Source organism: Streptomyces sp. NPDC007983, assembly GCF_042958345.1.
Taxonomy (GTDB): Bacteria; Actinomycetota; Actinomycetes; order Streptomycetales; family Streptomycetaceae; genus Streptomyces.
Genome location: NZ_JBIBJI010000005.1, coordinates 287783 through 300526 on the forward strand (window position 1 = coordinate 287783; position 12744 = coordinate 300526).

Annotated in this window: 14 protein-coding genes and 3 pseudogenes; 5 read left to right on the forward strand and 12 right to left on the reverse strand. The window is 70.5% G+C overall.

The window, feature by feature from the left end; all coding sequences use genetic code 11:
• Positions 1-98: 98 nt before the first annotated feature.
• Together ACFZCY_RS18170 and ACFZCY_RS18175 are read right to left on the reverse strand one after the other, a co-directional pair.
• A complete protein-coding gene (locus ACFZCY_RS18170) occupies positions 99-1226 on the reverse strand; it encodes an aminotransferase (RefSeq protein ID WP_391174292.1) in 1128 nt (375 codons plus the stop codon).
• A pseudogene (locus ACFZCY_RS18175) lies at positions 1223-2148 on the reverse strand (ornithine cyclodeaminase family protein). The gene ACFZCY_RS18170 and the pseudogene ACFZCY_RS18175 overlap by 4 nt, the downstream one beginning before the upstream one ends.
• Before the next feature lie 40 nt (positions 2149-2188).
• Here ACFZCY_RS18175 and ACFZCY_RS18180 point away from each other — a divergent pair.
• Positions 2189-2770 carry a helix-turn-helix domain-containing protein gene (locus ACFZCY_RS18180; protein ID WP_391174296.1) on the forward strand — a complete coding sequence of 194 codons (582 nt, stop codon included), beginning with the start codon at positions 2189-2191 and terminating at the stop codon, positions 2768-2770.
• 10 nt (positions 2771-2780) lie between these two features.
• Entirely contained in the window at positions 2781-3113 is a 333-nt protein-coding gene (locus tag ACFZCY_RS18185; RefSeq protein ID WP_391174299.1) for a hypothetical protein, read from the forward strand.
• A gap of 223 nt (positions 3114-3336) precedes the next feature.
• Here ACFZCY_RS18185 and ACFZCY_RS18190 read toward each other — a convergent pair whose 3' ends face one another.
• The 4 genes from ACFZCY_RS18190 to ACFZCY_RS18205 are packed head-to-tail and all read right to left on the reverse strand — an operon-like array spanning position 3337 to position 6383.
• Complete coding sequence (locus tag ACFZCY_RS18190) at positions 3337-3723, reverse strand: hypothetical protein (RefSeq protein WP_391174302.1); 387 nt, start codon at positions 3721-3723, stop codon at positions 3337-3339.
• Between the two features lie 37 nt (positions 3724-3760).
• The gene (locus ACFZCY_RS18195; protein WP_391174305.1) at positions 3761-4852 is read right to left on the reverse strand and encodes a hypothetical protein; all 1092 of its coding nucleotides are present in this window, start codon (positions 4850-4852) and stop codon (positions 3761-3763) included.
• Positions 4852-5853 carry a hypothetical protein gene (locus tag ACFZCY_RS18200; RefSeq protein WP_391174308.1) on the reverse strand — a complete coding sequence of 334 codons (1002 nt, stop codon included), beginning with the start codon at positions 5851-5853 and terminating at the stop codon, positions 4852-4854. The genes ACFZCY_RS18195 and ACFZCY_RS18200 overlap by 1 nt, the downstream gene beginning before the upstream one ends.
• Positions 5850-6383 (reverse strand): hypothetical protein, encoded by a 534-nt coding sequence (locus tag ACFZCY_RS18205; protein WP_391174311.1) that lies wholly within the window; start codon positions 6381-6383, stop codon positions 5850-5852. The genes ACFZCY_RS18200 and ACFZCY_RS18205 overlap by 4 nt, the downstream gene beginning before the upstream one ends.
• Here ACFZCY_RS18205 and ACFZCY_RS18210 point away from each other — a divergent pair.
• Entirely contained in the window at positions 6376-6792 is a 417-nt protein-coding gene (locus tag ACFZCY_RS18210) for a hypothetical protein (RefSeq protein WP_391174314.1), read from the forward strand. The genes ACFZCY_RS18205 and ACFZCY_RS18210 overlap by 8 nt on opposite strands.
• A 591-nt stretch (positions 6793-7383) precedes the next feature.
• Here ACFZCY_RS18210 and ACFZCY_RS18215 read toward each other — a convergent pair.
• Positions 7384-7998, reverse strand: a complete 615-nt coding sequence (locus ACFZCY_RS18215; protein ID WP_391174317.1) for a TetR family transcriptional regulator — start codon at positions 7996-7998, stop codon at positions 7384-7386.
• On the reverse strand, positions 7998-8846 hold the full coding sequence (locus tag ACFZCY_RS18220; RefSeq protein WP_391174320.1) for an oxidoreductase: 849 nt from the start codon (positions 8844-8846) through the stop codon (positions 7998-8000). Before ACFZCY_RS18220 ends, ACFZCY_RS18215 begins: the two co-directional genes overlap by 1 nt.
• A 176-nt stretch (positions 8847-9022) precedes the next feature.
• Here ACFZCY_RS18220 and ACFZCY_RS18225 point away from each other — a divergent pair.
• Positions 9023-9403: pseudogene (locus ACFZCY_RS18225) on the forward strand (transposase); the annotation flags it as partial.
• Positions 9404-9581: 178 nt separating this feature from the next.
• Here the strand turns inward: ACFZCY_RS18225 and ACFZCY_RS18230 are convergent.
• Positions 9582-9896: pseudogene (locus ACFZCY_RS18230) on the reverse strand (IS5/IS1182 family transposase); the annotation flags it as partial.
• 17 nt (positions 9897-9913) lie between these two features.
• Between ACFZCY_RS18230 and ACFZCY_RS18235 the strand changes: the two are divergent.
• Entirely contained in the window at positions 9914-10159 is a 246-nt protein-coding gene (locus ACFZCY_RS18235; protein WP_391174323.1) for a hypothetical protein, read from the forward strand.
• 33 nt (positions 10160-10192) lie between these two features.
• Here ACFZCY_RS18235 and ACFZCY_RS18240 read toward each other — a convergent pair whose 3' ends face one another.
• The 3 genes from ACFZCY_RS18240 to ACFZCY_RS18250 form a co-directional block, all read right to left on the reverse strand.
• A complete protein-coding gene (locus ACFZCY_RS18240; protein ID WP_391174425.1) occupies positions 10193-10477 on the reverse strand; it encodes an acylphosphatase in 285 nt (94 codons plus the stop codon).
• Between the two features lie 91 nt (positions 10478-10568).
• On the reverse strand, positions 10569-11744 hold the full coding sequence (locus ACFZCY_RS18245; protein WP_391174326.1) for a nitronate monooxygenase: 1176 nt from the start codon (positions 11742-11744) through the stop codon (positions 10569-10571).
• A complete protein-coding gene (locus tag ACFZCY_RS18250; RefSeq protein ID WP_391174428.1) occupies positions 11626-12729 on the reverse strand; it encodes a YbfB/YjiJ family MFS transporter in 1104 nt (367 codons plus the stop codon). The genes ACFZCY_RS18245 and ACFZCY_RS18250 overlap by 119 nt, the downstream gene beginning before the upstream one ends.
• Positions 12730-12744: the final 15 nt, after the last annotated feature.

The window sequence follows — 12744 nt, forward strand, 5'->3', positions numbered from 1 at the left end:
CCTGGCTTCGCGTGCTTCAACGCAACGATCGAGGGGTGAGCCGACCGTGCGTGGTGGGGTACACCTCGCCCCACTTTCCCGACCCTCTTGCCGGTGAGTCAGTCCTGGGCGAGGTGGTCGAGGAACTGGCCGATCAGTTCCAGGCCGGTGCGCAGGGTCTCGGTGTCGTCGGCGAAGCCGATGCGGACGGTGTGCTCGATGTCGAAGGCGGCGCCGGGGGTGAACATGACGCCGGTCTGCTGAAGGAGGCGGGTGCAGAATTCGTAGGAGCCGATCGGAGCGCTGTAGCGCAGGAGCGCGGTGGTGCCCGAGGCCGGTTTGACGTAGGTGATGTCGTCGCGGCCGGTGATCCATTCATCGAGGATGGCGAGGTTGGTGCGGGTGATCTGGTGGGAGCGGGCGAGGATGGCGTCCTTGTTCTCCAGGGCGACGCAGGCCAGGAGATCGTCGACGCGTCCGACGCTGATGGTGGTGTAGTCCCGGTGGGTGGCTACCTCGGCGAGGAGGCGGGTGGGGCCGACGATCCAGCCCAGGCGCAGTCCGGCCAGGGAGTAGGGCTTGGACATGCTGCCGGTGGAGATGCCGCGCTCGTACAGGTCGGCGATCGAGGCGGTGAAGCCGTCGCCGTCCTGGTCGACGCCCCGGTAGACCTCGTCGCACAGCACCCATGCGCCGACCCGTTCGGCGATCTTGGCGATGCGGGCCAGTCCGGCTTCGCCGATGAGGGCGCCGGTGGGGTTGTTGGGGTTGTTGACGGCGATGAGCTTGGTGTCGGCCGTAACCAGGCGGTCGAGTTCGTCGAGGTCGGGCAGCCAGCCGTTGGCCTCGCGCAGCGGCAGTTGGGTAACGCGGGCGCCGTAGCTCTCGGGGATGGAGTAGTGCTGCTGGTAGGTGGGGACGACGGCCACGATGTGGTCGGCGGGTTCGACCAGAGTGGCGTGCACGAGGGCGTTCGCGCCGATCGCGCCGTGGGTGATCAGGACGTTGTCCGGGCCCTGGCTGTCGTAGAGGCCGGCGACGAGGCTGCGCAGGCGTGGGCTGCCGGGGATGGGGCCGTAGGTGAGCGGGGTGGCGTCGAGTTCGGCGAGGATCTCGCCCCGCCGTCCGGACATCTGCAGCAGTTCGCCGGTGGTCAGGGAGCGGACGCAGGTCTCGGCGAGGTTGTAGCGGCAGGTCTCCTCGTAGTCGTTCATCCACTGCTCGACGGCGAACGGGCGGATCTTCACCGGGACTGTCCCTTCGTCATGGCATTGTCGTTGTACAGGGCGGCCCAGGCGACGGCCGCGTCCTCGATGCCCAGTCCCACGGACCGGAAGTACACCGGCCGCTCGCCGCTCGGGCGCTGGGCGCAGCCGGCCACGAGGCCGGCCAGGTCGCCGCGCACGGCTGCGGGGTCCCAGCCGTCAGCGGCGGCGCGGGTCAGGTCGGCGGCGACCTGCAAGGTGGTGAGCGCGTCGACGTAGACGTCAAGGGCCTCGACGGCGGCGGGCGGGATCTCGCGGGCGCCGGGGGCGTTGGTCGAGATCGAGGTGACGACCGTGCCGGCGGGCAGGGTGCGGGGGTCGATCACATCGTCGGCGGCCGAGGTGCACAGCATCACCAGGTCCGCACCCGTCACCGCGTCCTCAAGGTTCGCCGCGGCCTGGACGCCGTCGCCGGCCTCGTCGACGCCCTGCGGGGAGAAGGCGCGGACGGTCATGCCGGGGCGCACGTGGCGCAGGTAGCGGGCGTGGGCACGGCCGACTCGCCCGTACCCGATGACGGCCGCGGTGCGGGCGGCAGGAGCAGGTCGGTGGCGAGCACGGTGGTGGCCGCGGTGCGCTCGACGGTCAGCCCGGAGGCGTCCAGAAGCGCGATGGGCTTCCCCGTGGACAGGCTCACGAGCATCGTCCACGCCGTGACCACGGCGGGCCCGGCAGGGTAGGTCAGGTACGGGGAGACCTTGACCGAGTACACGTCGGCATGGGGCAGGACAGCCGGGTAGTGGATGACGTCACCGTCACCGGGCAGGTCGACCGTGAACTGGCCCGGAGTCGGTGCCGTGCTGAGGTAGGGGGCCCCGAAGGCGTCGCGGAGAGCGGCGAGAACGGCCTGCTCGGAGACGCGGGGAGAGCTGATCACACGCATGATGAGCAATATATTGCTCATCTAGCCAGGTGGCAACCTTTTGCGCACTATAGTTCTCACTATGAGTCGTGAGAACGCCCCAGACGGAGACGGCCAGGCCACGCAGGAGTTCGCCACCCGCATCGGCACACGCATCCGCACGCTGCGCAAACAGCGAGGCTGGGGCGTCCAGCACCTCGCCGACGCCGCCAAGCTCAGCCGGCGCATGCTCACCGACATCGAACTCGGCCAGGCCAACCCCAGCCTCGCCACCGTCGACCGCGTCGCCCGTGCCCTCGACACCGACTTCGCCGCCCTTGCCCTGCCCGAGAACGACGCTCCCGGCACGGAAGCCGAAGGCACGCTCGTATGGGAGGCCCCGGACGCCAGCACCGCCCTCCTGCTGGGCGCCACCGAGAACCCGCGCGCCGAACTATGGCGCTGGACCCTCGCCCCAGGCGGCCGTTACGACGCCGAACCCGACCGGCCTGGAGCACAGGAGATCCACCACGTCCTCGCCGGCCGCCTCACCCTCGTGCTGGAAACCGGACCGCAGGTGGTGGGACCGGGGCAGAGCGCCACCATCCCCAGCGACCAGCAGTACGCCTACCTCAACGAGCACGCCGAACCGACCGTCTTCATGCGGGTTGTCAGCGGCGCCTGACGCCGTCGGCTTGCCCCGACCCGCCCCGTCCCCGACGGATCCAGGACGGGCCGGGAGGCACCCGGAGCTCATCAACCGGGCCAAGGCCACGGGCCGGCTGCGCGAGGACTTCGATCCCTCGGACCTGGTCTTGATCCATATGGCCTACGCCGGCGTCGTCAACGCCACCGGCGACGCCGCCCTCGACGCATGGCGGCGCGTCGTCGCCATGCTGATCCAGTCCTGCGAGGCACCGGCCCGCGGCCCCCTGCCCTCCTCGCCCGAGCATGACGCCCTCTACAAGGCCATGCTCCGCGCCAGCCCGGCGGACGCGACCGCGCCGGCGCCGGATGAGAGCGCCTGACGACAGCTGGCCGAGCCGGCGGGGCACTGCCCTTTGTCGACCGGGCAGGGGTGGGTTGCGGCAGGTGCCTGCGGGGGCGCTCCTTTGCCGTGGCGTGGAGCGGCCCCCTGAGCAGATGGGCAGGCGTGCCTGCCCGCCAGGGTTGCGTACACCGTAGACGGCGTGGTGCTCCGGCGCGGGGGTGTGCTCAGTTGCCGCGCGGCGCAGTGGGGTGAGTAGTGATTCAGAGTGTCTGGTTCGGGTTCGGGTTCGGTTGGGTCGGCAGCATTCGAACGAGGGAGGTGGGCTGCGGCAGTGCACCGCGCAGTTGTCGATTCTCCACGGTCAGTTGGTTAACAGCGCGAACAAGATGATCGACGTCGGTCCGCAGCTGGGACAGCTCCGTTGTGTCCTTGGCTCGGAGTTCCTTGAGTTTGACGATCTGTTGGCGCAGGCGGATCTCGGAGTCCGGCGTCTGTCCGCGCGCCCTGACCTGTGTGTAGAAGTCGTTCTTGAGGTCGAGGTGGCGCTGGGTGAGCGCGTTGCGCGGTACGTCGGCTTCCTGGGCCAGGGCGACGATCGTCAGCGCGCCGTTGGAGTGCTGCGCGGTTCCTTGCAGGATGCGGTCCATGCCCGCGCGGATACGGTCGCGTTCGTCGGGTGCGGGCTCATGCGGTGGCGTCCTGGAGGCTGATGCGGGTGCGGTGGTGGGTGTCGGCGAGGTCGCGCAGGCGGGTGGCGTTGTCGGGCAGGCGTTCGCCCAGCGGACCGGGGACGTGGCCTGCCTGCTGGTCAAGCGCGGTGGCGCGGAGGCGGAGGCCGGTGGCGTGCTGGTCGGTGCGGGCGATGTTCGCGCAGGCGGGGACGCACTGGTCGAGGCTGGGGGTGTCCTTGAGGCCGCGGTGGCACAGGGCCTTGTCGCGCTTGTAGACGCACATCAGCAGCGTCCGGGGATTGTCGTAGACGGCCAGGTGGGGGTTGGCGAGGATCTGTCGGGCCTGCCGTGCGGTGATGACGGTGCCGGTGTACTGGGGCGCGGTGGCGGCGGCCTTGATGGCCCGGCGGGCGGCGGGCCCGGAGATGCCGAGGCCGTCCTCGATCGCGGCATTCAGGTCGGCGACAGTGTCGATGGTGGCGCGGGCCGTCTCGACGTCGAGGAGGTCGTGGATGCCGTCCCGGCTGCGCGCGGCGTATCCGGCCGCTACGGAAGTTCGCAGATGACGGTACTGAATTGCGAGTGCGACCAGGCCCCCGGGGCGGCGGGCGATGTGCCAAGCCAGGCTCCTGCGGAACCGTTCGGTACCAATCCTGCCGTGCGGGTCCGGCGGGATGACCTCGTGGACCAGGCCGCGGGCGGCTGCCTCGTGGTTGGCCCAGGTGATGAAGTCCTCCACCCGGGTGCCCAGGGTGTGCACGGTGAGGGAGCCGGTGCCGGCCCGGGTGCCGCGCAGGTCGTGGGCGTGGTGGTCGAACAGCAGCTGCCCTGGGGCAACCATGCGTTCCAGGACACGGATGGCGTTCACGACAGGGGCGATGGCCATCCAGGGAGCATCGCGGACTTCGCCCTCGGGGCGGTGGTTGCCGTCTTCGTCGCTGGCGGTCTTGTACACGGTGCTCGTGATCAGGTGCCGCCCTGTGTGCCCGGCGCTGTCCGGCTTCGGGTCGGGGCAGCAGCCGCTGCGCAGTCCGGCCGCCTCGCCGGGACGCATCCCGGTCAGATAGGCGATGACGATGAAGCACGCCGTGCCCAACTGGCGCATCAGGAAGCCTGCTTCGGTGTAGTCGACGGCCTCTGTCCAGGGGATCCCGCCGAGTCGGCCGGTGATCGGAACACGGAGCGGGCAGGGGCCGGGCCGATCCAGGACGGCCTGGCGCCAGCCGTGATCACGGGTGGTGCTGTGGACCTGGCCCAGGGAGGCGCCGGTGAGCGCGGCGATATACGCGCCCGCGATCGTAGTTCTGCCCAGCCACCGTGTGGTCGGAATCGGCAGCCGGTCGGCATCGATGCGGTCCATGAATGCCCGAAGAGCGGCTCGTGAGGCGGGCGTGGCGATGTTGGCGGCAGCCGGTTGGCTTCGGCCCAGGCGGCCAGGATGTCGTCGCTGAACTCCTCGACTGCGCGGATCGCCCACACCAGCAGGGGGCCCATGGTCTGCTCGGCGATCGCCTCGGTGGCGTTCTCGCCGCGCGGCGTCGCCGCCGGCAGGTAGTCATCCACCCCCTCGGACTCCCACGGCGGGCAGCCGATTCCGCTGGGACGGCCACTGAGCTGGTCGAAGACCCACAGCTGGGTCAGCGACGACAGCACGCTGTGTACCGTGATGCGGGCCGCCCCGCTGTCGCGCACGTGACGGCCGTACTCACCCGGTACCTGCGTGGTGCAGTTGCTCAGCGTGGTGATGCCCCGGTCGGTGAGCCACACGGCCAGCCGGCACCAGGTCCCGATCGTCTGGCAGAGCGCCTTGGGGGCCTGGCGTGAGCGCCAGGTGGGATGGCGCTCACGCAGGAACACCGCGGGCAGTTCGCCGTTGATCAACGTCCAGGCGGCCAGCCGCATCTCCTCCCGGAACGTGTCGGGGAACGTCGGCCAGTGGATGGTGCTGTGCGTGACGCCCGGGTTGGCGTTCATGGGGATCAGCGGCCAGGCCGGCGCCGCATAGCGCGCGATGGGGCCGGTGTAGCCGTCGACGATCCGGTGGGCGGCGATGACGGGGGTGTCGGGTCCGGGAAGGAAGCGGGCAGGGGCTGGGGTGACCGTCACGGGTCGAGGTCTCCGTTGAGCAGCAGGGCGATGAGTTCGCGGTCGGTGTCGTTCACGTCGGCCAGGGCGCGGGTCCACACTGCGGTGCCGAGCTGGCTCTTGAGGTGTTCCAGGCGGGCGTGCCCGTCCTCCCACTGGCTGTGCCACTGGCCCGGGTGCACGGCGGTGCGCAGGTTGTCGAGGGAGTGGTGCAGGTGGGCCAGACGGCTGTGTTGTGCGGGGTGGATTCGGGCGTTGGGGCAGGCCAGGCACATCAGGAACGAGGCCCCGCATCCTCCGCCGGGGCCGGGACAGGGGCTGTTGTCGTAGTCATGACAGTCGGCGGTGTCTGTCGGCTGGTCGGCCGGATCGGCTTCCTCGCGCAGTTCGGCGGCGAACACGGTTGCGCGGGCCTCGGCCACGACGGCTTCGGCCGCCTCGGCGATGACCGGGACCGCGGCCTGGCGGACCTGGGGATCGGTGAGCGTGTAGACGCGGTCGTGGGTGGCCTGGCTGTTCTGTCCGGGCGCGCGCCGGTGCAGCGTGTTCACCGTCCGCCACCCCCTGCGGAACGGCGAGGAGGAGAAGCCCTGTTGGGTCGCCCAGCCCTTGGCCGTGCTGCCGGAGATCCCGAACCCGAACACCCCGACGGTTGACGTGGCCTTCGACGACGCCCGAGTTCCACTGCAGGGTGAGGCCAGCGATGACGGCGTCGCGATCGCGGTCGATACCGGCGGCGAGGGTGTGGAGGCTGGGCAGGTCGTCCTGCCGGACGGCGTCGGGCCAGTGCGGCAGGCGTTCGCCCTGGCGCTCGGTGAGCATGACCGCGAAGTAGCGGACATGCCGGATGAGGGCGTCGAGCTCGGGGCAATGAAAGCGGACGGTCTTGAGCTGGAGCTGTTCGGGCTCGGTGAGGGTTTCCGGGCGGCTGAGGATCCATCCGGCGACCTTCCGCGGTGAATGCGGCCGCGCGGTCACCGGCCGCGGCGAAGTGCGCTTCTCGTGCAGGTAGGCGCGGACGCGCTGGTAGCTGCCTTTGTAGCCAAGCGGCACAATCTCCTCTCAGAGCTTCCAGGCGTGTCACGTCCACCGACAGCACCGCGACACCGGCGATCGACGGGAACAACAACTCCTTCAGCCGGAGTACGACCTCTTGCACGGCCCCGAACCCTCGGCCCAGCCGCCTTGCCCACGGGTCGTTTTCAGTCGACTTCGCGTGCGGCCCGGAGAAACTCAGCTGTGACTCAGCGTGGCCGCGTCACAGAAGTTGAGCCAGAACCAACTCGGGTTCTGGCTCAACTTCCGTGAAGTGCGACTGTGCGCGTTCGCGGTGGTACACCACAGATGCCGCCCAAGGGCTGTCCCGTAAGTGACCTTCCAGGTCTCGCAACCTGATCCGGAAGGCCCCTACACGGGAGTTGTGGACGCCAGCTCCCGTTGACCGGGCTGGGAGAGGACGCTGTGCCTCGCCGCCCGCTGGCGGAGTGCCTGGACGGCGGGTCTCGGAGTCACGGGGTCCGGTTGCGCGCCTCATCGTCCACACCAGATGCATCAGGTGGTCAGGCCGGCGCTGATCAGCCAGATGTGTTCGCAGGTCGAAGATGCCTTTTGCAACTCCTCGCGGGATTCCTGCGAGGCGTGGTAGAAGGTCCGCTCGATCATCCAGCACAGGGCGTGTGCCATCGCTGACGCTTGCTCTGGTTCGGTGCCGGCCTCAACGCCGGCTCGTTCCAGGACGGCGGTGATGGCCGTGATGAACAAGTCAGCCGTGTGGCTCCACAGCTCGCCGATCTCCGGCACGGTCAACGACAGGTCGATCGCCGTGCGCATGACCAGGCCGTGCTCATCCCACAGCTCAATCGTGCGCTGCATGGCTGCTGCGATGGCCTGGCGCGGCTCGTCGGTCTGCGCAGTGGCCCGAGACCGCTCCCACAGGTGCTCAACGGTCCGGGCCACGAGTGCCGTGACCGCTTCTTGTTTGGAGCCGAAGTAGAAGTACAGGGCGCCGCGTGTGATGCCGGCGCCCTGGGCGATGTCGCCGACGGTCATGGCGTCGTAGCCCTTTTGCGCGAGCAGAGCTTCGCAGGTGTCCAGAATGGCCCGCTCTCGGACATCGCCCTTGCGCTCGGTGGCGCGCCGGCTCCGCGCGGGGTGGTGGCTGGGCATCAGAGCTGAGCGCCCTCGGCGAAGTCGGTCGTACGGGAGAGGGGCTCCCATGCGCGGATGTCCTCGTCCACGGCCGTGCGCGCGGCGGTGACCAGTCGCAGCGCGTCCGAGCCCAGGACGAGGTGGGCCGGCGGCTGGTCGACCGACGTGATGTGCACGACGGCGTCTCCGGCCTTGGCCGGATCGCCCAACTGGTTCCCGCTGGCCTTCTGCCGCGCTTCCCGGATGGGGGTGAACAGCTCCTCGTAGTCGTCGATGGACTGCGCGGCGCGTGTCATGGACCGTCCGGCCCAGTCGGTGCGGAAGGAGCCGGGCTCGATCGCCGTCACGTGGATCCCGAACTGTGCGACCTCCTTGCCCAGTGCTTCCAGGATGCCTTCCAGGGCGAACTTGCTGCCGCAGTAGGCGGACATGCCGGGCACGGCCATGAGCCCGCCCATGGAGGTGACGGCCATCAGGTGTCCGCGGCGGCGCCGGCGCATGTGGGGCAGGGCTGCCTGCAGGGTGGCCACTGCCCCGAATACGTTGACCTCGAACTGCCGCCGCACCTCGGCCAGCGGGGTTTCCTCGAAGGTGCCCTCCAGGCCGTAGCCGGCGTTGGCGACGACGACATCCAAAGGACCGACGCTCTGCTCCACCTCCGCGACCACACTCGAGACGGCGTCGCCGTCAGTCACATCCAGGATGCGGCCGTGAGCGTACCCGGGTTTCAGTCCTTCGAAGGCCCGCAGGTCCTCCTCGGAGCGGACCGTGCCGACGACGGTGTGCCCGGCGGTCAGGGCGGCCTGGGCGAAGGCACGGCCGAGGCCCGTGCTGACGCCGGTGATGAGCCACTTTTGCTGCTGCACTGTTCCTCCAGAAAGGTCTCACGAGGAGCTGGGCTGCCCCCTCACCCGGAAAGTCTACACTACGTCGAGTTTAATCAACGCGATGTTGATTCTGCCCGCCCCCAACGGCATCATGCTCAGCCGAGGTCGATCCGGCCCCTCACCGACCCGCTCGCCTCGGCTGAAACGATCACGGTGTGGGTGGAGTGATCACGGCGTCGGTGCCGTCCTGGACAGGTCCCTTTACGGGGCTGAGTCCGCGCTGCTTCGGCAAGTTGGTAGCCGCAGGCCGGCTGGCGCCGCTGTTCGGGAACTCCAAGTCGGCCGCAGACCGCATCATCGACCACCTCGGTCCGCTGTTGGCACTCCGGCAGCGGAGCCGGTTCCGCAGGGACACCGTCCTCATCGTCGACGGCACCCTGGTGCCCACCCGCGACCACTCGGTGGCCGAGCAGTCGAAGAACTATCGATACTCCACGGCCCATCACGTTGTGATCGATGCCGATACCCGCCGGGTCGTAGTCGTCGGTCGGGCCGTGCCGGGTAACCGGCATGACTCCCGAGGCTGGGAGGACAACCTCACCCTCACCGGATAGAGGGCCCCAGAGCCGGTGAGCCGTGCCCGAACGCGTTAGAAGATCACTTACGGGACAAGGCTCAGGCGTCGGCCCACACCGACACACCGGCGCCAGGTCTGACGTGTCCGGAACGCGCCGGTCTGGTGATTGTTGACGAAATGACCTCCAGCAAGGCAATTCATGAGGTGATGCGTCGGTAGCAGATGAGGATGCAGCCGATGGTGGTGACGGCGATGAAGTGCTCGGGCTTGCGTTCGTAGCGACGGCGCATTCGGCGGGTGCCGGACAGCCAGCTGATAGTGGGCTCGACGACCCATCGGTGCCGGCCCAGCCGTTCGGAGGACTCGACGCCTTTTCGGGCCAGGCGGTGCCGGATGCCGCGGGAGGCTAGCCATCGCCGCAGGTAGCGGTAGTCGTGGCCCTTGTCGCCGTGCAGTTTGGCCGGGCGACGCCGTCGGTGGCCGCGGCGGGACGCGGGCGGGCGGTCCCGGACGTGCCGAAGGCGGCCGCATGGTCGAGGGCGGCAAGACGCCGCTGCTGCCGCGCGACGAGCTGACGGCCATGGGCTACTCCGTCCTCCTGTACACCAACGCCGCGATGCAGGGGACCATCCTCGGCACCCGGACCGTGCTGATTGGCCTGCGCGGCGCCGGTTCCCTCGCGCCGGTCATGGACCGGCTCGCCCCCTGGGCGGAACGCCAGCGGCTGGTCCGCCGCGCCGAGTACGAGGAGCTGGAACGGCGCTACACGGCCTGACGGCGCCCGTTCGCGCTGAGCGAGCAGTGCGCGCTACGCGGCCGGAGCGTCGTCCAGGACGCGGAAATCGCGATCACCTTCGGGGTTCTCGGCGGCCACAGCGCACTCGGTCACCTCGGCGGCGCCCGGCCCCTCGGCGGCCCAGCTCACCAGGCGCTGTACGCCGCGCGGTGAGCCCTCGAAGACGGCTTCCACGTCGCCGTTGTGAAGGTTGCGGACCCATCCGTTCACGCCCGCTTCGCGGGCCAGTCGGCGGCAGGTGTCGCGGTAGTACACGCCCTGTACGAGGCCGCGGACGTGGACGTTTCGTCGGATCAGCACGGGGAGCCCTTCGAAGGAGAACGGCGGTGGAGCAGGCCCGTAGGACGCACCCGGCGAGGCAGACACGCCGGGTGGGCCGTACGGGCCGTTATTGTCGGAGTCGGCTGGTCAGCCGCTCGATGGTGCGGAATACGGGTTCGATCCTGGCCTCTCGGTAGCCGGTTCCGGCCCACAGGTGGATCAGGCGCGTGTCGCCGACCGCGGTGGTGGCCTTGCGGAGCCCGCTGGTGAGGTGGTGCAGGGCGGGGTAGCCGGCCGGGGCGCGATCGGAGTACCGGTCGGTGAAATGGTTGCGCAGGGCGCGGGCCGGCCGTCCCGTGAAGGCGCGGGTGAGGACGGTGGAGTCGAAGGCGGGGTCCGCCAGCGCCGCCTTGTGGGGTGCGGAGGCCCCGCTCTCGTCGGTGCGCAGCAGCGCGGTGCCGACCATGGCGGCGTCCGCCCCGGCCCGTAGGACGTCGGCCACGTCGGTGGGGGCGGCGATCCCGCCGGTGGCGACGGTCGGCAGGGCGGTGGCGCGGCGTACCTCGGCGACCAGGTCGGGCAGGGCGGCGGGGGCGAGCGGCCGGTCGGGGGTGAGCGTGGCCGAGTGGCCCCCGGCGGCCGGCGCCTGCACGATCAGCGCGTCGGCCCCGGCATCGGCGGCCCGCCGTGCCTCGTCTGCCGTGGTGACGCACTGCAGGACGGTGGTTCCGGCTCGGCGCAGGCTCGTGATGACGTCGCCGTGGGGGATGCCGAAGGTGAAGGACACCCAGGGGACGGGGTGGGCCTTCAGCAGCTCGATCTTCTCCGACCAGTGGTCGTCGTCCAGCGGTACGGCGTCGGGCAGGGTCAGCCCGTAGCAGTCGGCCTCTTCCCGCAGCTCACGCGCGTAACGGCCGTACTCCTCAGGAGAGATGGGCACGGGGTTGCGTACGAAGAGATTGACGCCGAACGGGACTCCCTCGGCTTCGACGGCGTGGATCTGCCCGGCCAGCGCCTGCGCGCTTTTGTACCCTCCGGCCAGGAAGCCCAGTCCGCCCGCGCGGGCGACGGCGGCGACCAGGGCGGGCGTGCTCGGCCCGCCGGCCATCGGCGCGGAGAGGATCGGACGGTCGATGCCGAGACCGGTCAGCAGTGTGCTCATGGGCGCTCCTTGAGGCGCGAGGTCAGGCGGTCGGGGCCGCCGGGGCGAGGTGGTGCGGGAAGCGGACGCGGACGGCCGCCGCCGCGGCCCCGGCCAGGGCGACCATGACACTGCCCAGCAGCAGGGCCTGGTTGTAGCCATGGTTCAGCAGCGGCGCGGCAAGCAGCGGGCCGAGGATCTGGCCCGCGCTGTACCCGGCCGTCAGCAGGGCCACGGCGCGCGGCACGCGCAGGTGGGCGCCGATCGACAGGGCGATCGTGCTGACGCCCATGAAGGTGGCGCCGAACAGCACCGCGGAGACGAGTGCGGGCACCGCGCCGCCGACGACGGCCGGCAGCGCGATGCCGACGGCCTGGATGATCAGCGCGGTCAACCGGAGGGCGGGCCGGGACCAGCGGCGGGCCAGCCGGGTCCATACGGCGCAGGAGGGCAGGGCGGCGAGGCCGACGACGATCCACGCCCCGCCGCCGAGCCGGCCCGGAACGCCTTCCTGGATGGCCGCGACGAGGAAGGTGCCGGCGATGATGTAGCCGATCCCCTCGAAGGTGTAGCTGGCCAGCAGGGCGATGAACCAGCGGTGGGTGCGCGGCCGGTCGGCCGGCCGGCCCGGTTCGGAGTGTTCGCTCGCATGCCGGTGCGGGGCCAGCGGCCAGGCGAGGGCGGCGAGCACCGCGGCGAGGGCGGCGCAGGTCAGCCAGGCCGCCTGCCAGGTGGACGCCGCCTGCACGGCGACGACCAGCAGGCCGGACAGGGCGATGCCGGCGCCGACCCCGCCGAAGGCCCAGCCGACCAGGTGGGCGTGTGCCCGTAGGCCGGTGAGCATGGCGCTGACGGCGATCACGAAGGTCAGTGCGCTGGCCGCGCCCGCCACGAGCCGCAGTGCGAGCCACAGGGCGCCGTCGTGCGTGGCCGGCATCAGCGCCCGCGTGCCGACCAGCACGAGGAGCGACCCGCGCAGCGCCGCCGCCGACCGTACGACGGCGGGGGCGCCGATCCCGATGAGGGCGCCGAGGAGGTAGCTGATGAAGTTGGCCGTGGCCAGGTTCGCCCCGAGCGCCGAGGAGAGCCCGGCCTGATCGCGCATCAGCGGCAGGATGGGGGTGTAGACGAACCTGCCGACCCCCATGCTCGCGGCGAGCGC